The organism is Streptomyces sp. DSM 116795, from assembly GCF_055792905.1.
In genome coordinates, this window is the sequence record NZ_CM147707.1 from 5,659,481 (window position 1) to 5,676,324 (window position 16,844).

15 protein-coding genes are annotated in these 16,844 nt (G+C 70.0%); 10 read left to right on the forward strand and 5 right to left on the reverse strand.

Annotation, left to right across the window (positions count from 1 at the left end):
• The first annotated feature begins 380 nt into the window (after window positions 1-380).
• From ACSMXX_RS24405 to ACSMXX_RS24415, 3 genes are all read left to right on the forward strand, one after another.
• Window positions 381-1,700, forward strand: a complete 1,320-nt coding sequence (locus ACSMXX_RS24405; protein WP_473184943.1) for a sensor histidine kinase — start codon at window positions 381-383, stop codon at window positions 1,698-1,700.
• A gap of 86 nt (window positions 1,701-1,786) precedes the next feature.
• Window positions 1,787-2,158 (forward strand): GNAT family N-acetyltransferase, encoded by a 372-nt coding sequence (locus tag ACSMXX_RS24410; protein WP_473180836.1) that lies wholly within the window; start codon window positions 1,787-1,789, stop codon window positions 2,156-2,158.
• A gap of 49 nt (window positions 2,159-2,207) precedes the next feature.
• A complete protein-coding gene (locus ACSMXX_RS24415; protein ID WP_473180837.1) occupies window positions 2,208-2,729 on the forward strand; it encodes a DinB family protein in 522 nt (173 codons plus the stop codon).
• Between the two features lie 693 nt (window positions 2,730-3,422).
• Here the strand turns inward: ACSMXX_RS24415 and ACSMXX_RS24420 are convergent.
• A complete protein-coding gene (locus ACSMXX_RS24420; RefSeq protein ID WP_473180838.1) occupies window positions 3,423-5,198 on the reverse strand; it encodes a regulator in 1,776 nt (591 codons plus the stop codon).
• 276 nt (window positions 5,199-5,474) lie between these two features.
• Here ACSMXX_RS24420 and lipB point away from each other — a divergent pair, with 276 nt between their 5' ends.
• The 3 genes from lipB (at window position 5,475) to ACSMXX_RS24435 (ending at window position 8,472) form a co-directional block, all read left to right on the forward strand.
• The gene (lipB, locus tag ACSMXX_RS24425; protein WP_473180839.1) at window positions 5,475-6,269 is read left to right on the forward strand and encodes a lipoyl(octanoyl) transferase LipB; all 795 of its coding nucleotides are present in this window, start codon (window positions 5,475-5,477) and stop codon (window positions 6,267-6,269) included.
• 183 nt (window positions 6,270-6,452) lie between these two features.
• Entirely contained in the window at window positions 6,453-7,391 is a 939-nt protein-coding gene (gene lipA, locus ACSMXX_RS24430; protein ID WP_473180840.1) for a lipoyl synthase, read from the forward strand.
• A 388-nt stretch (window positions 7,392-7,779) separates the two neighbouring features.
• Window positions 7,780-8,472, forward strand: coding sequence for a DUF4191 domain-containing protein (locus ACSMXX_RS24435; protein WP_473180841.1), 693 nt, complete (start codon window positions 7,780-7,782; stop codon window positions 8,470-8,472).
• Window positions 8,473-8,743: 271 nt separating this feature from the next.
• On the opposite strand, the gene ACSMXX_RS24440 is transcribed toward ACSMXX_RS24435, so the two are convergent.
• Window positions 8,744-9,214 (reverse strand): RDD family protein, encoded by a 471-nt coding sequence (locus ACSMXX_RS24440; protein WP_473180842.1) that lies wholly within the window; start codon window positions 9,212-9,214, stop codon window positions 8,744-8,746.
• Between the two features lie 201 nt (window positions 9,215-9,415).
• Between ACSMXX_RS24440 and glnA the strand changes: the two genes are divergently transcribed.
• A complete protein-coding gene (gene glnA, locus ACSMXX_RS24445) occupies window positions 9,416-10,831 on the forward strand; it encodes a type I glutamate--ammonia ligase (protein WP_473180843.1) in 1,416 nt (471 codons plus the stop codon).
• A 398-nt stretch (window positions 10,832-11,229) separates the two neighbouring features.
• Here the strand turns inward: glnA and ACSMXX_RS24450 are convergent, their stop codons facing one another.
• Both ACSMXX_RS24450 and ACSMXX_RS24455 read right to left on the reverse strand, forming a co-directional pair.
• On the reverse strand, window positions 11,230-11,568 hold the full coding sequence (locus tag ACSMXX_RS24450; protein WP_473180844.1) for a MerR family transcriptional regulator: 339 nt from the start codon (window positions 11,566-11,568) through the stop codon (window positions 11,230-11,232).
• A gap of 622 nt (window positions 11,569-12,190) precedes the next feature.
• On the reverse strand, window positions 12,191-12,409 hold the full coding sequence (locus tag ACSMXX_RS24455) for a hypothetical protein (protein ID WP_473180845.1): 219 nt from the start codon (window positions 12,407-12,409) through the stop codon (window positions 12,191-12,193).
• 537 nt (window positions 12,410-12,946) lie between these two features.
• Between ACSMXX_RS24455 and ACSMXX_RS24460 the strand changes: the two genes are divergently transcribed.
• The 3 genes from ACSMXX_RS24460 (at window position 12,947) to ACSMXX_RS24470 (ending at window position 15,380) form a co-directional block, all read left to right on the forward strand.
• Window positions 12,947-13,150 carry a cold-shock protein gene (locus tag ACSMXX_RS24460; RefSeq protein ID WP_197352952.1) on the forward strand — a complete coding sequence of 68 codons (204 nt, stop codon included), beginning with the start codon at window positions 12,947-12,949 and terminating at the stop codon, window positions 13,148-13,150.
• A gap of 292 nt (window positions 13,151-13,442) precedes the next feature.
• Window positions 13,443-14,954, forward strand: coding sequence for a DEAD/DEAH box helicase (locus ACSMXX_RS24465; protein ID WP_473180846.1), 1,512 nt, complete (start codon window positions 13,443-13,445; stop codon window positions 14,952-14,954).
• Window positions 14,955-15,068: 114 nt separating this feature from the next.
• The gene (locus tag ACSMXX_RS24470; protein ID WP_473180847.1) at window positions 15,069-15,380 is read left to right on the forward strand and encodes an SCO5918 family protein; all 312 of its coding nucleotides are present in this window, start codon (window positions 15,069-15,071) and stop codon (window positions 15,378-15,380) included.
• A gap of 555 nt (window positions 15,381-15,935) precedes the next feature.
• Here the strand turns inward: ACSMXX_RS24470 and ACSMXX_RS24475 are convergent.
• Window positions 15,936-16,790, reverse strand: a complete 855-nt coding sequence (locus ACSMXX_RS24475; protein ID WP_473180848.1) for an oxidoreductase — start codon at window positions 16,788-16,790, stop codon at window positions 15,936-15,938.
• Window positions 16,791-16,844 lie beyond the last annotated feature (54 nt).

The window sequence follows — 16,844 nt, forward strand, 5'->3', positions numbered from 1 at the left end:
GGCGCCCACAGCCGCCGAGGCCCCCTCTTCGGGGAGGGGGCCGGACCAGTGCGGGGGTGTCGTCAGGTACACCGTCGTACGGGTGCCGGTCCCCCTGCCCGTACGGGCAGGCGCAGCGCACACTGGAGCGGGGCCCGGCGCACGGAGGGCGGCCAGGGCACGCGAGCGGGAAGCGGGCGGCGCGGAACGGGAGCAGGAGCGGGAAGCGGGCGGCGCGGAACGGGAGCGGGCAGCGGCAGCGCCCCGCCGGACGGCGCCCCGCCGGACCGCGCGGCGACGGCCGGGAGCGGAGGAGCGGCTGTGGGGACCAGGCAGAAGGAGCGGCAGCGGTGAATCAACGATCAGCGGCGGGGACCGGGACCCGGACCCTCGGCCTGGGGATCTCGCCTCCGGCAGAGCCAGGAGGACCGGCGCTGCGCGAACGCGTCCAGGTCTCCCTGCTGGCGGCCGCGCGGGGGCTGGCGCTGTGCCTGCTGTCGCTCGGAGTCTCGCTGGCACTGTTCATCGTCAGTGTCCTCTCCATCGCCTTCATCGTGCTCGGCGTCGGACTGTTCACGACCCCCGCGGTGATGCACCTGGTGCGCATGCACGCCAACCAGCGGCGCCAGCTCGCCCACGACTGGGCGGGCATCACCGTCCCGCCCCCCTACCGGCCGCTGCCTCCGGTCGCCGGCGCCGGCGGCACCGTCGGACGCTGCATGCGGCTGCTGCGGGACCCGGCGACATGGCGGGACCTGATCTGGTTGCTGACCGATGCCGTCTTCGGCTTCGTCACGGCGCTCTTCCCCGCCGCGCTCGTCGGGTACGGCATCGAGGGCTTCGTCATCTTCGCCGGCGTCTGGCGGGCCGTGCAGCACAACTACTGGTACGCCTTCATCCCCGTCGAAGGCTTCGGTACGGCCACCCTGTGCGCGGGCCTCGGCGCCCTGCTGATCGTGCTCGCGACGAGTGTGAACCCGTACTTCATCAAGGGGCACTTCCTCATCGTCAAGGGGATGATCTCGCCGAGCCGCGGAGCACAGCTGGAACAGCGAGTCGAGCGGCTGTACGAGACACGCCACGACGCCGTCGACTCCTCCGCCGCCGAACTGCGCCGTATCGAACGGGACTTGCACGACGGCGCACAGGCGCGTCTGGTCTCCATGGGCATGAGCCTCGGCACGATCGAAGCGCTCATCGAGAAGGACCCGGCGCAGGCGAAGAAGCTCATCGCGCAGGCACGGGAGAACTCTGCCGAGGCACTGACCGAACTGCGCGATCTCGTACGGGGAATCCACCCGCCGGTCCTCGCCGAGCGGGGCCTGGGCGACGCGGCCAGAGCACTGGCACTGCGCATGCAGGTCCCGGTCGAGACCGACGTCGAGCTGGACGGACGGTTCCCCGAACCGGTCGAGTCCGCCGCGTACTTCGCCATCAGCGAGGTCCTCACCAACGCCGCAAAGCACGCACGGGCCGAACGCGTCTGGCTCGACATCCACCACGCGGAGGCGGCGGCCGCGGGCGGTCGCGGTCAGGGCATGCTGCGCATCGCCGTCACCGACAACGGGCGGGGCGGCGCCGACCTGGACAAGGGCTCGGGGATGGCGGGCATCGAGCGGCGGCTGGGCCAGCTCGACGGCATCCTCGCGGTGAGCAGCCCGCCGGGCGGGCCGACGATGGTGACGATGGAGATCCCGTGCGAGATCCTGCGTCGCCGATGAGCGGACGGGGACGGGGACGGGGACGTAGACCGGGAGCGGAAGCGGAACCCGGAGCGGAACAGCCCGCTGTCAGTGTCCGGCTGGAGGTGTGTCCGCCACTGGGCGACGGCGAACTCAACGCCCTCTTCGCCGCGTCCTGGCCGCAGCACGGCCACACCGACTTCGGCGCGCGGCTGCGGCGCAGTCTGCTGTGGATCGCGGCGTTCCGCAGCGACGAACTCGTCGGCTACGTGAATGTCGTCGGCGACGGCGGCGTCCACGCATTCGTGCTCGACACGACCGTTCATCCCTCGGCGCGGCGGCAGGGCGTCGGAGTGCGGCTGGTGCGGTGCGCGGCGGACGAGGCGCGCCGGGCAGGAGCCCGGTGGCTGCACGTCGACCACGAGGAGAACCTCACCGGCTTCTACGAGCGATGCGGCTTCGCACCGACGGCGGCGGGGCTGCGGTGGCTGGGCTGAGCCTTCCCGGGCGGGGCGCGTTGTCGGTGCCTGGCCGTACCGTTCGGGCATGACCTGGACGACTCCGGAAGTACAGCGCCCGGACCGCACGTACTCGGCGGACGAGAGAACGGCGCTCGAGACCGCGCTGGATTACCAGCGGGCGACGTTCCTCTACAAATGCGGCGGCCTGACCGGCGAGCAGCTCGCGATGCGGCCGGTCGGCCGGTCCACGCTGTCCCTGCTGGGCCTCGCCAGACACCTCGCCGGCGTCGAACGCTGGTGGTTCCGGAACCACTTGGCCGGTGAGAAGGACCTGCCCTGGATCTTCTTCACCGAGGACAACCTGGAGGGCGATTTCGAGGACGGCACCCCGGAGAGCGCCCGCGGCGACTTCGAGATCTACGAGCGCGAGGTCGCGGCGGCGCGCGCCGCCGCGGCCAAACGTTCGCTGGACGACGCCTTCCGCCGCCCGAAGGGCCAACTCCAGGATCTGCGCTGTCTGTTCCTCTATATGACCGAGGAGTACGCACGCCACAACGGCCACGCCGATCTGGTACGGGAACACATCGACGGCCGTACGGGCGAGTGACCGGGCCCCGCAGACGGCGCTCGCCGCCCGCCTGCCCGCCGCACGGCGCCCGCGGACTCCGGCGTCCCGCGGAGCTCCCCGGGCAGCGGTGAGCGGTGTGTCCGGGGGAGCGGAGGGCTGTACGGGCCGCTCGGTCACCGCGGCTCGCCGGGAGTCGGACCGCGGGACCCCGTCACGCGGCCGGTGCCGGGGCCGTGCCGCCGAGGTTTCGCTTCGCAGCCGCGCACGACCTGTCCCTTGCCGGACGGGTCCTGCGGACACCGGAGCCGGCCTGGCCGGACGGACAGCCCCGGAAGCATGCGGTCTCGCTGCGGTCGGTCGGACGGACGGGACGGGACGGAGGCAGGCAGGCGTCACCCTGCCCTGCCCTCTGCCGGGGCGGCGGCCCGGTGGCGGGACGGTCTGCCCGCTACCGCCGGTCGCCGCCCGTCATCGCCGCGGACGACACTGCGCCGAAGGGCCGGCCTCACCGGCCGGGCTACCAGGGAAAGTTGGCTGCATGCCCCGGCCCGGAGCCGTGGCATCGCTTCGCAGCGGCTCTGCCACAGGCCGCCGACATGGCGGGTGCCGGCCGGGACGCCCCGAGTCCGGGGCCGCGAGCCCGGGGCCCCGAGCCCGGGGTCGCGAGCCCAGGGGCACCGGTGCCCCGCACCGCTGCCGCGCCGGCTCGGCCACGGGCCGCCCGCACGCCGCTCAGTGAAGTGCCGCCACCCGTTCGCGGTATCCCCGTACCGGCGCCGCGTCCCTGTAGGGCTCAAGCCGCCGCTCGAAGTCCCGTACGTACTCGTGCGCCCGCACCGACCGCATCTCCGCCGCCTGCTGCGCAGCCTCAGCGGCCAGCGCGCACGCCTGCTCGACCTCGCCGAGCCCCAGCCGCGCCGTCGCCAGCACCACCCGGCAGAAGAGGCGACTGCGTGCGAACCCCGTGCCCCGCAGCTGCAGTGAGCGCTCCGCGTGCTGCGCGGCCGCCCGGTACTGCTGGAGATCCCGGTGGCAGTGCCCGCTCTCGTCCGCCAGCTGCGCCTCGTCGAAGAGGCGCGCCCAAGGCGGCACGTCCTCACCGGACTTCGCCGCCTCCAGTGCCCGCTCGGCGCGCGCCAGCGACGACGTGCACGCACGAACCTCGCCGAGCACTCCGTGCCCCCTGGCCTCCGCCGCGTGCAGCAGCGCCTGCACCAGCGGCGGGGCCGCGCTGCCCATGCCCTGCTGCGCCACCCGCGCCAGCTGCACCGCCTCCCGGCCGTGCCCGAGATACACCGCCTGCCTGCTCATCGTCACCAGCACATAGCTGCCGTAGGCACGGTCGCCGGCCGCCTGCGCCAGGCGCAGCGCCTGCACGAAGTAGCGCTGGGCCAGCCCGTGCGCCGCGATGTCGTACGACGTCCACCCCGCGAGCCGCGTCAGATCGGCGGCGGCGCCGAAGAGCCGCCGCCCCAGCTGCTCCCCGTACACCCCGCGCAGCATCGGCTCGGCCTCGTGTTCCAGATAGCGCACCAGTGCCTGGCGGGCGTGGCCGCCGCCGTACGCGTGGTCGAGGGCGCGGAAGAGTTCGCCGACGGAGCGCAGGGCGTTGACGTCGCCGACGGAGACCCGCTGGCCGGGGCCGCGCTCCGTACGGTCCGGCCGGTCGGCCCCCCGCACCGAACCGGCGGCGCCGGCGGCGGCCCGCGTCAGGTGGCCCGCGGCCGTGGCGCCGCTCCCGCCGGTACGGAGCCCGGCCGGCACAGGCGCGGGGCCGCGCACCTGGGAGGGCACCCGGGCGCCGCCGGCGCCGTGCCGCGCCGCCGCACCCGCGGTGCCGGGCCTGCCGAGGCCGCCCGCGAGGCCGTCCGGACCGGCGGCGCCGTGCCCCGCGGGACCTGGCCCCCCGTCGGAGTCGACTCCCCGCGCGACCCGCTCGTCGGGGCGCCCGATCAGCCAGTCACGGCTGGGCACGACCAGCCCGGCGGGCGTGAAGGCGATCTTGCGCAGCTCCGCGTGGCTGCCCGAGTCCTTGCGCCACAGGCCGCTGACGATGTCCACCGCCTCGGACGGCGTCGCGGCGAACTCCAGCCCCGCATACACAGGGGCGCACGCGTCCAGGCCCAGGTCCTGTGCGGTCAGCCGCCTGCCGAGGCGGCGGGTGAAGACCTCGGCGATCAGCGCGGGTGTCGTGCCGCGCGGTTGCTGGCCCCGCAGCCAGCGCGTCACGGACGTCTTGTCGTAACGCAGGTCGAGACCGTGCTCCAGGCCCAACTGGTCCACGCGCCGGGCCAGTCCGGCGTTGGAGAAGCCGGCTTCCGCGATGAGCGCGGCGAGTTGACGGTTGGGCACCCGCTGCGCTGAGGACTGGGCCGGGGGCTGTGCCGAGGACTGCGCCGGGGACACCGCGGACGGAGCCGGCGCCGCGGACCGGCCGGCAGCGGGCGAGGACTGGCTGGGGGAGGGGGAGGACTGGGCGGCGGAGTCCCCGGAACGTTCGGTGGTCATCAGCTTTACGGGCTCCTGAGCTACGGCTTGCTGCAGGCGCCGTGGCACCCTGCGGAACGGCGCGAATTTAGCGGCCCTGCCCAGGCCACTCGCCCGCTTCGCCGCCCTTTTCATCCATACGTGTGAGCAGGTGCCCGGCTGCCGGAATGGGCCGCCGCGGCCGTACAGTTTTCTCCGGGGCCGGGTCCGCGCGGCCCGTCCCGCACAGGCCGCCACCCCCGCAGGGGCCGGCCACCCCGGCACAGTCCGGGCCGGCGGCACGACATTGGAGGAGCCGTGAGCGAGCTGCGCTTTGTCCGTCTGGGATTCGGCGCCGAAGCCGTGGGTTACGAAGAGGCGTGGCAGGAGCAGCGCCGCGTGCACTCCGCCCGCTTCGCGGACGAGATCCCCGACACCTGTCTGCTGCTGGAGCACACTCCCGTCTTCACGGCGGGCCGCCGCACCGAGCCGAGCGAGCGGCCCGTGGACGGCACCCCCGTCGTCGACGTCGACCGCGGCGGGAAGATCACCTGGCACGGCCCGGGGCAGCTCGTCGGCTACCCCATCCTGAAGCTGCCGCGTCCGGTCGACGTGATCGCCCACGTACGCAGGCTGGAAGAGGCCATGATCCGCACCTGTGCCGACTTCGGTCTGGAGACCACGCGGATCGAGGGCCGCAGCGGCGCGTGGGTCCTCGGCGACGCGGCGGCACGGCCGGGGAAGGATCTCGGCGGTCTCTCGCTCGACTTCGACGCGCATGCGGACGCACGCGACGACGACGAGTACGACCCCCGCCTCCGGGGTCCCGAGTACGCGCCCTCCAACGCGGGCCAGCGCGGCGAGGACCGCAAGATCGGCGCGATCGGCGTCCGCGTCGCGAAGGGCGTGACCATGCACGGGTTCGCGCTCAACTGCGACCCGGACAACACCTGGTTCGACCGCATCGTCCCCTGCGGCATCCGCGACGCGGGTGTGACATCGCTCTCCGGCGAGCTGGGCCGCGACGTGCCGGTGGCCGACGTACTGGCCGTCATGGAGAAGCACCTGCGCGAGGTGCTGGAGTCGTCCGAACCGCTGCCCCGCGCCGTGTGAGCCGCCGCCGCCCGCGCCCCGCCCTCTCGCCGGTCTCGCCGCCGCCTTGCCCCGGCTCCGGTCGGCACTCCCGCCGGCACAGGGCCGCCCTGCGTCTGCGAGGCCACGGGCGGTGGGAGTCGCGGGAGCGGTGGGCGTACCCTGAAGTTCGCCGAGGAATCGAAAGTACGTAGGGAGCCGGACGTGTCCGCTGTCGCACCCGACGGTCGCAAAATGCTCCGCCTTGAAGTCCGCAACAGCCAGACCCCCATCGAGCGCAAGCCCGAATGGATCAAGACCCGGGCGAAGATGGGTCCCGAGTACAACGCGCTGCAGGACCTGGTCAAGCGCGAGGGGCTGCACACGGTGTGCCAGGAAGCCGGCTGCCCGAACATCTTCGAGTGCTGGGAGGACCGCGAAGCGACCTTCCTCATCGGCGGCGAACAGTGCACCCGCCGCTGCGACTTCTGCCAGATCGATACCGGCAGGCCCGCCGAGCTCGACCGTGACGAGCCGCGCCGCGTCGCCGAGTCCGTCGAGCAGATGCAGCTGCGCTACGCGACGATCACCGGCGTCGCCCGTGACGACCTGGACGACGGCGGTGCCTGGCTCTACGCCGAAACCGTGCGCCAGATCCACGAGTTGATGCCCGGCACCGGCGTCGAGCTGCTCATCCCCGACTTCAACGCCGTACCGGAACAGCTCGCCGAGGTCTTCTCCTCGCGCCCCGAGGTGCTCGCGCACAACGTGGAGACCGTGCCCCGCATCTTCAAGCGCATCCGTCCCGCCTTCCGCTACGAACGCTCCCTCGAGGTGATCACGCGCGCCCGCGAGGACGGCCTGGTCACCAAGTCCAACCTCATCCTCGGCATGGGCGAGACGCGCGAAGAGGTCAGCGAGGCGCTGCGCGACCTGCACGGCGCCGGCTGCGAACTCATCACGATCACCCAGTACTTGAGGCCCTCCGCCCGCCATCACCCCGTCGAGCGCTGGGTGAAGCCGCAGGAGTTCGTCGAACTCCAGCAGGAGGCCGAGGAGATCGGCTTCGCCGGTGTCATGTCCGGGCCGCTGGTGCGCTCTTCGTACCGTGCGGGCCGGCTGTACAAGCAGGCGATCGAGGCACGTGACGCACGGGCGGCCTGACCGGGACCACCGCGTACGGGCGGGCGGCGGCGTGACGTTGGCCGCATCGGCTTTCGCAGCCTTTGACCCGCTGGTCATCCGCTGGTAACACCTAACGGTGACGATGGCTGTACATACCGTTCAATCGACACGGCGTTCACGACATCCATCACGACATCCCGTTCACGCCAGCCACGTGACTCACGGAGGGGAACCGTCTTGCGGACCACGCTGCGCGCGCTGGAAAGCTTCGAGAGCCTGCTGATGGGCAGGGGCCACCGGACAGCATGCCGAAACGCCTGGACAGCGGTGCTCGAGGACCGCCGCCGGGCCACGGCGCGCACCGAGGCCCAGCGAGTACTGGAGGCCGCGGCCGAGCGACGGCCGGCCGCCACGTAAACTTCCCCGCATGGCGAGGAAGGAAGACTCCGAGAGCAACCCGGGGCGGCTCAAGCAGATCGCTCTGACGTACAAGATGACCCGGCGTGCCGACCGGAAGATCGGCCTGATCCTGGCCGGTGTGGGGCTTGTCACCTTCGGTGTACTCCTCGCCGTCGGCTTCCTGATCGGGCACCCGGTCTACGCCGGCATCCTGGGCGTGATGCTGGCCCTGCTCGCGATGGCGATCATCTTCGGCCGCCGGGCCGAGCGGGCCGCCTTCGGGCAGATGGAAGGGCAGCCGGGCGCAGCGGCGGCCGTACTGGAGAACATCGGCAAGGGCTGGACGATCACGCCTGCCGTCGCGATGAACCGCAGCCAGGACGTCGTCCACCGTGCGGTGGGCAGAGCCGGCATCGTCCTCGTGGGCGAAGGCAATCCGAACCGGCTCCGCGGGCTGCTGGCCTCCGAGAAGAAGCGCATGGCCCGCGTCGTCTCGGACGTACCCGTGCACGACTTCGTCGTGGGCGACGACGAGGGCCAGGTTGAGTTGAAGAAGCTGCGCACCAAGCTGCTGAAGCTGCCTCGCGTGATGACGGGCCCGCAGACGACGCAGGTCAACGACCGGTTGCGCGCGATGGGCGACCTGATGAGCAACATGCCGATCCCGAAGGGGCCGATGCCGAAGGGCATGCGGATGCCGCGGGGGCAGGGCGGTCGCTGAGCGCTTCCGCGCCGACGGGCCGCAGGCCCCGCCGCACGGCCGGGCCGCGCATCGCTTCGCCTCGCATACGGACGGACAGGTCCGGCCCGGAACCACGCTTCCGGGCCGGACCTGCTGACGTCTGCGCGCCGGGGGGCGCCTCGGGGGCCGCTGAGAGGTGCTGCCGCCCGGGCCGGGTGCGCCAGGCGTGCCGCCCGCAGCCGTACGGCTCCAGGTGTGCCGCCTGCGTCCGCACCTGCAGCGGTGCCTGCGTCCGTGTCTGAGCTGCTGCCTACATCCGTACCTGGACCGTGCCGGAGAGCCGGTCGTGCAGGCCGCGTCCGTCGCGGTCCCAGACCAGCGCCGGTACGGCCAGCCCCAGCAGGGCCGTACGCGCGGCCACCCGCCACAGCGCCGGCCGTCCCAGACCCTCGACGGCCACCACGCGCAGCCTCAGCAGCCGTTTGCCCGGGGTGCTGCCGACGGTGCCGACCGTCAGCAGGCTCATCACGAGGAACACGGCCAGCGCCCAGTTGTCCGCGCTGCTCAGGTCACCGTCCGCGATCAGTCCGTACGCGATCAGCACGGAGACCGCCCAGTCGATGAAGAGCGCGCCCAGACGGCGCCCCACCGGCGCGATCGAGCGGGGCCCGTCCGCGGGCAGCCCCAGCCGCTCACCGCGGTGTCCGAAGTCCGCCCCCATGTCCTCGGCCGCGGCGCGGGGGCCGGACAGCCATGAGCCGATGGCATCCCTGTTGTTCACAGGACAACGGTATCGCGCGCGAAAATGACCTTGTCCGCAGGTCATCGGGTACGGGCCGGACACTGGTTAACATCAGCGAAACAACTGGGTCACGCTTGAGAAATCGCGCCTGCCTATCGTCGGCCACAGCGCGCGCCCACCCGCACTGGCCTGCGCCCCGAGCAATTCCCGTCCCTCCGCGGCGGGACTAGGAGGAAATGGATGTTCCAGAACGCCGCCGAGGCCAAGAAATACATCGCGGACAACGACGTGAAGTTCATCGACGTCAGGTTCTGCGATCTGCCGGGAATCATGCAGCACTTCACGGTCCCGGCCGAGTCCTTCGACCCGGACGAGAGCCTGATGTTCGACGGTTCCTCGATCCGCGGCTTCCAGGCCATCCACGAGTCGGACATGGCGCTCGTCCCCGACCTGAGCACGGCCCGGCTGGACTCGTTCCGCTCCGAGAAGCACCTCAACATCAACTTCTTCATCCACGACCCGATCACCGGCGAGCAGTACAGCCGTGACCCGCGGAACGTGGCGAAGAAGGCCGAGGCGTACCTCGCGTCCTCCGGTATCGCCGACACCGCGTTCTTCGGCCCCGAGGCGGAGTTCTACGTCTTCGACGACGTGCGTTTCGAGACCAAGGCCAACGCCGGCTACTACCACATCGACTCCGAGGCCGGCGCCTGGAACACCGGCACCATCGAGGACGGCGGCAACCGCGGCTACAAGGTCCGCTACAAGGGCGGCTACTTCCCCGCCCCGCCCGTCGACCACTTCGCCGACCTGCGTGCCGAGATCACCCTCGAGCTGAACAAGGCCGGTCTTCAGGTCGAGCGTCAGCACCACGAGGTGGGCACCGCCGGACAGGCCGAGATCAACTACAAGTTCAACACGCTGCTCGCCGCCGCCGACGACCTGATGCTCTTCAAGTACATCGTGAAGAACACGGCCTGGCGCAACGGCAAGACCGCCACGTTCATGCCCAAGCCGATCTTCGGCGACAACGGCTCCGGCATGCACGTCCACCAGTCGCTGTGGAACGAGGGCTCCCCCCTCTTCTACGACGAGCAGGGCTACGCGGGCCTGTCCGACATCGCCCGCTACTACATCGGCGGCATCCTCAAGCACGCCCCGTCGCTGCTGGCCTTCACCAACCCGACGGTGAACTCCTACCACCGTCTGGTCCCGGGCTTCGAGGCGCCGGTCAACCTGGTCTACTCCCAGCGCAACCGCTCCGCGGCGATGCGCATCCCGATCACGGGCTCCAACCCGAAGGCGAAGCGCGTGGAGTTCCGCGCTCCGGACCCGTCCTCGAACCCGTACCTGGCCTTCTCGGCGCTGATGATGGCGGGCCTCGACGGCGTCAAGAACAAGATCGAGCCGGCCGAGCCGATCGACAAGGACCTCTACGAGCTCGCCCCTGAGGAGCACGCGGGCGTGCCGCAGGTCCCGACCTCCCTCCCCGCCGTCCTCGACGCCCTGGAGGCGGACAACGAGTACCTGCAGGCGGGCGGCGTCTTCACGGCCGACCTGATCGACACCTGGATCGAGTACAAGCGGGAGAACGAGATCGCCCCGATGCAACTGCGGCCGCACCCGCACGAGTTCGAGCTGTACTTCGACATCTGAGACCGGGCCGGGAGAACCGGTCTTCGCGATACGGGAATTGATGACCCGCGGAAGAGCCCCTGCGAGCGCCTTCCGCGGGTCATCGTCCGTTCCACCCTCATGTGCACGGAAGTGCACCGGGTGTCGGATGTGCTGTCGAGTAGTCAGGTGCCGCCGTCAAGGGGAGCTGCAATCCCCGCACGAAGCCGAGGGCTGGCAAAGCAAACCCAGTTCGGGGCCTCGGTGTTGATGCCGGTCGCTGCTGGCCTGGCAGCAGGCCGTCGGCGTGGGTGAGGGCATCCAGGCGGGCGGCCAGACCGACGTGGCTTGCAGCGACGCTCAAGCTACCCGGAACGCTTTGCGTCCCGCGCAGCATGGGTGGGCGGCAGTCGCGGGGAGAGTTGCACGTTTCAGTCGCTTCAGGCCGCGGATGTTGGGTCCGCTGATTCGGCGGCGCGGTGGTATTCGGCGTTGATGCGCTGGGCTTCTTCGAGTTGGTCTTCGAGGATGATGATGCGGCAGGCAGCCTCGATGGGGGTCCCCTGGTCGACGAGCTCCCGGGCCCGGGCGGCGATGCGCAACTGGTAGCGGGAGTAGCGGCGGTGGCCGCCCGCTGATCGGAGCGGGGTGATGAGGCAGGCTTCTCCGATGGCGCGGAGGAAGCCCTGGGTGGTGCCGAGCATTTCGGCGGCCCGGCCCATCGTGTAGGCGGGGTAATCGTCGTCGTCGAGACGGCTGAACGAGTCGTCTGCTGTCATTGCACCTCTCTGTGGACGCATTGAGGGGTCCTGGTGCCGTACGGCACCAGGACCCCGAAGGAACTGCTACACCATCTGCCGACCTTGACACTGCGTCGGCTTCCTGTTTCCGCAGACCCGACCAAGATGCTGTCGAGCGTGCGGGGATCGCGGTTGCTTGACCGGAGACCACCTCACTATCGATGTCCTGCGGTACCCGGGCTCAAAACTCCGCCCGGGCGATCCTGATGGCGCCTGGCTCCTCCGTTTCTTCCTCTGGGATCAATCACTTACCTACTGCTGGTGATGCGAACTGCTAGCGGCCTGTGATAGCGCCGCGCTTCGGCAGCCAGCCCTGTCGCCCGTCCTGCGTCTGCTCTGGCTCAGAACCCCACTGCCGAACTTCCCAGTGCGCGCGCCCGCAGCCGACGCCTTCACCGAGGTGCTGCTCACTGACTTCACTGCTGGGTACTGCGGTCCTGCTCACGGCGGCCCCTGATACTGCGGCCACCCGGTCCGGTCGTCAGTCCGTCGCCGTCCTGCAACAACCTTGGCTTCGGAACTCAACCACCGCACCGTCCTGCGAACTTCGGGTACTGCTGGCCGGCAGTTCGTCTCTGCCAGGCCCTGCTGTCTCTCTGGGCTACGGGAGAAACCATAACCACACCAGCACTCCATGTCTACTCCGGCCGACATAGATTTTTGTGAGTTCGGCGGTGAGGTAATCGGCCTCGAACGGTGAGCGGACAGGTGCAAGGGCCGTCACCAGCCAGGTCACCAGGCCCTGCCGGGGCACAAGCCCCGACAGGCAGGACAGGGCATTCACGAACAGGGTGACTGTGATGGACGCGATGAGCATCAACGCCGCAACCGTTCGCTCCGTCCCCCGATCTGAACGGAGTGGCACCGGAGGCCTCGGCCGGCCCCTGGTCGCCCCCCCCGCCCGCGCCACCGCGGTCATCACCCGGACGCCCGTTGACAAGACACGTAAGCGCCCCCCTCGCCCGGTAGCGCCAAGGCAGCGGTACCGGCAGCGCTCCCCGGATCCGGGGAGCGCTGCCGATCGCCCTCGCCGGACAGCCGGATGGCCCAAGAACTTTGGCGTTGCGGGTGGATCAATATCTATGACCGCGAGGTGAGGGTTTAATCCGTCGGGCGGGGAGTGTTTTTGCCGCAACGAACAGAGTGGACTTATCCGACGTCCGCAGGCCGCGATCGCGTGCTACTGTCGACGTCAGTTGCAGTCTTGGTTCCCAAAACCTCCAACGCTCCCGGTGGTGTTTTCTTCCGCTGGAAGCGTTTTTGTGTTTCCGGGTATTTCCCGGTCGGGGCATCATCGCGGCGACCCGGTACCCGTGCATTGCGGGTCCCGGCGTACTGCCCCAAAGGGAGATATGGCATGGCATCTGGCACTGTGAAGTGGTTCAACGCCGCCAAAGGGTTCGGCTTCATCGAGCAGGACGGTGGCGGTCCTGACGTGTTCGCCCACTTCTCGAACATCGCTGCCCAGGGCTTCCGTGAGCTGCTCGAAGGCCAGAAGGTCACCTTCGACATCGCGCAGAGCCAAAAGGGCCCGACGGCCGAGAACATCGTTCCCGCCTGACGCTGACGCGCACTTTGTAGCTGGCGTCTCTCGGGGCGGGTCCAGCTGCGGGAATTTTCCGCAGTGGTTTCGCCTGTGGGGCAACCGCGGCCTGCGGACCCCTCTTCATCTGCACACGTCGACGTCCTGGATTTCACGTCCACATGACGTCACTCATTTCATCTCCTGGACCCGCACCGGATTCGCTGCAGGGCCAGATCCACGTTCCATTCGGCCCGTGCTTGTGATCCCCCGCGCTGCTCTTCCGCTGCGGGAATTCCTTGATACGTGCCGTATCAAGGAAAGGTTCTGAATGAACCCCACACGTACGAACGACCGCTCCTCCCGCAGGCGCACCGGCGGTTCCGCTGCGGGCGCCGGTAAGGGCCGGGGCGGCCGCTTCGGCTTGCCCGCCCCGAGCCGTTCTGCGGGCCCGCGCCGCTCAGGCGGCCACGGCCGGCGGCCCGCAGCGGTGCAGGGCGAGTTCGCCCTGCCGAAGATGATCACTCCCGCGCTGCCCGCCGTGGAGGCATTCGCCGAACTCGACATGACCGAGCGGCTGCTGGCCGCGCTGACCGCGCAAGGCGTGAGCGTGCCATTCCCGATCCAGGGCGCGACCCTGCCCAACACCCTTGCCGGCCGCGACGTCCTCGGACGCGGGCGCACCGGCTCCGGCAAGACCCTCGCCTTCGGCCTGGCCCTGCTGGCCCGCACCGCCGGCCAGCGCGCCGAGCCCCGTCAGCCGCTGGCTCTGATCCTCGTACCGACGCGTGAGCTGGCGCAGCAGGTGACCGACGTTCTGACCCCCTACGCCCGCTCGGTGAAGCTGCGCCTTGCCACCGTCGTCGGCGGAATGTCGATCGGCAGGCAGGTCAGTGCGCTGCGCGGTGGCGCCGAGGTCGTCGTCGCGACGCCGGGCCGCCTCAAGGACCTCATCGACCGCGGCGACTGCAGGCTGAACCAGGTCGCGATCACCGTCCTGGACGAGGCGGACCAGATGGCGGACATGGGCTTCATGCCCCAGGTCACCGCACTCCTGGATCAGGTCCGCCCCGAGGGCCAGCGGATGCTGTTCTCTGCGACCCTCGACCGGAACGTCGATCTCCTGGTCCGCCGCTACCTCACCGACCCGGTCGTGCACTCCGTCGACCCGTCCGCAGGTGCGGTCACCACGATGGAGCATCACGTGCTGCACGTCCACGGGGCCGACAAGCACCGGACGACGACGCAGATCGCGGCGCGCGAAGGCAGAGTGATCATGTTCCTCGACACCAAGCATGCCGTCGACCGGCTGACGAAGGACCTGCTGAACAGCGGGGTGCGGGCGGCCGCCCTGCACGGCGGGAAGTCGCAGCCGCAGCGCACCCGAACCCTGGCCCAATTCAAGAGCGGGAACGTCACCGTGCTCGTGGCGACCAACGTCGCAGCGCGCGGCATCCACGTCGACAGCCTCGACCTCGTCGTCAACGTCGACCCGCCGACCGACCACAAGGACTACCTCCACCGCGGCGGACGCACCGCGCGGGCCGGCGAGTCCGGCAGTGTCGTCACCCTGGTCACCCCCGACCAGCGCCGCACCATGACCCGCCTCATGGCGGCCGCCGGCATCGTGCCCCAGACCACCCAGGTCCGCTCCGGTGAGGAGGCACTCAGCCGGATCACCGGCGCCCAGACCCCCTCCGGCATCCCCGTGACGATCACCGCGCCGGTGACCGAAGGTGCGCAGAGGCCTAAGCGCAGCGCATCCTCACGCGGCCGACGCAGCTCCGCTTCGGCTGCCCGGCGCGTGAAGGTGGGGCGCTCCTCCTTTGGCGAGGCGGCCTAGGGGGTGTCCGGGGGATCGACGAACAAGTCAGCGTCCCCGGCGTCCCCGCGGTGTCCGGTGAGCATTTCACCGCAGCAGAACCATCCCCTTCGCTCTTCTCCTTGTGAGGCACCCATGCGCTGCATCATCGCCCGCTTCCCCTTCGACCTCACCAAGACCGGCGTCCTCGAATCGATGAAAGGCGTCAGGCCCGAGCAGGTCGTCGGCGAATCCGTGACCATCGGGCGCCGCACCTACCCCGTCAAGCAGGTCGGCCAGGTCATCACACGCCAGGACCGCCGCGATTTCAGCGCCGGTGAAGTCATCCGGGCCATGACCCGGCTCGGCTTCACCTGCCGCGGCCTTTCCCAGGCCGCCGCGCCCACGCGAGGCCTCACCCCCCTCCAAGAGGCTTCCGCGATGCTTGGAGCCCCTGAGACCGTCTGACCGACGGGCAGCGCGAACCGCCACCAAAGCAGCAGCGGAGGTGCGAACGGTGCCACCGTCGATACCTCGCTCCCCACTCCCGACGCTCAGGCGGGCACGCTGCACGGGGTCGCCCAGGCGCTGCCGGCCCTGGTCACGGGAACCGTCGTCCAGCAGGGAGGCGAAGCCCTCGCCAACGCACCTACCTCACTGCTGAGTTGATCAACCCAGATCAATTCCGGCGAGTGGGATCAGCGCCGCATCTGGATGGGCCGGGGTTGGTGCACAGCACATCGAGAGGCCGGCCGGATGCTGGCGACGCAGGGTCGAAGTGAGATGCCCGCGCTGTGTACCCGATGTGCACCGGGGACCGAGTAGCTGACGGCGTCAGGTACGGCCCACACTCGTGGCCTCTGCCAAGGGAGCTGAAATCCCTGGATGAAGGCGAGCGTCGGCAACCAAGATCGAATAGGTCGCTTCCAAGATCGGAACTGGCCTCTTGCTTGTGAACCGACTGGCGGATTCGAAGCGACGACCTTCCATCTGCAAACCTGCATAAGCCCCGTCCCTCGTCGGTCAGTCGGGGAAGTCACTGGAGGAGCTGAGGGCCACCCAGGCTTCGAGTTCCTCGCGATGGGTCCTGAGCCGCGTGCGGATGTGATCGATGGCCATCTGCCCGAGAGGCAGGCGCCGTGGCGGTGCCTTTGCGCTGACGACGTCGATGATGGCCCGGGCTGCGCGCATGGGGTCACCCGGCTGATTGCCGTCGAGGGCTTCGAGGGCTTGACGCGTTTGTCCCACGCTCTCCGCGTAGTCGCTCATCGGCTCGGCCCACTTGATGGAGCCTTGACTGGCGAATCGCGTACGGTGCGGACCCGGCTCGATGATCGTGACCTTGATACCGAGATGCGCGACCTCGTCGGCAAGGGACTCCGAAATTCCTTCCACCGCGAACTTGCTGGCGGCGTAGTACCCGCCACCCGGCAGACCTTCGATCCCGTTCAGCGATGACATTTGAATGAGGTGACCGTTGCGCTGCCTGCGCAGGATCGGCAGTACGGCCCGGGTCACGTTGACGACGCCGAAGAAGTTGACGTCGAACTGCCGGCGCATCTCGTCATCCGTGAGTTCCTCGATCGCGCCTACGTGCCCATAGCCTGCGTTGTTGACCACGACATCGATGCGGCCGAACCGGGAGAGCGCCTGTTCGGCCGTCTGTTCGCAGGCCGCGGTGTCGGTCACGTCCAAGGCGGCAGCGAGGACTCGGTCCGGGGCTAGGGCGACCAGGGATTGCACCGTCTCCGGGTCCCGGGTGGTCGCCACCAGGCTGTCTCCGCGTTCGAGTACAGCTTCGCCGAGCGCACGGCCGAAGCCGCTGGAGGCGCCGGTGACGAGCCAGACGCGATGCGATCCGTTGTCGTATTCGTTCATGGCCGGTAAGACCCCAATCGATGTGCTCGGGAACTCTGTTCGGCTGCTTCTCGC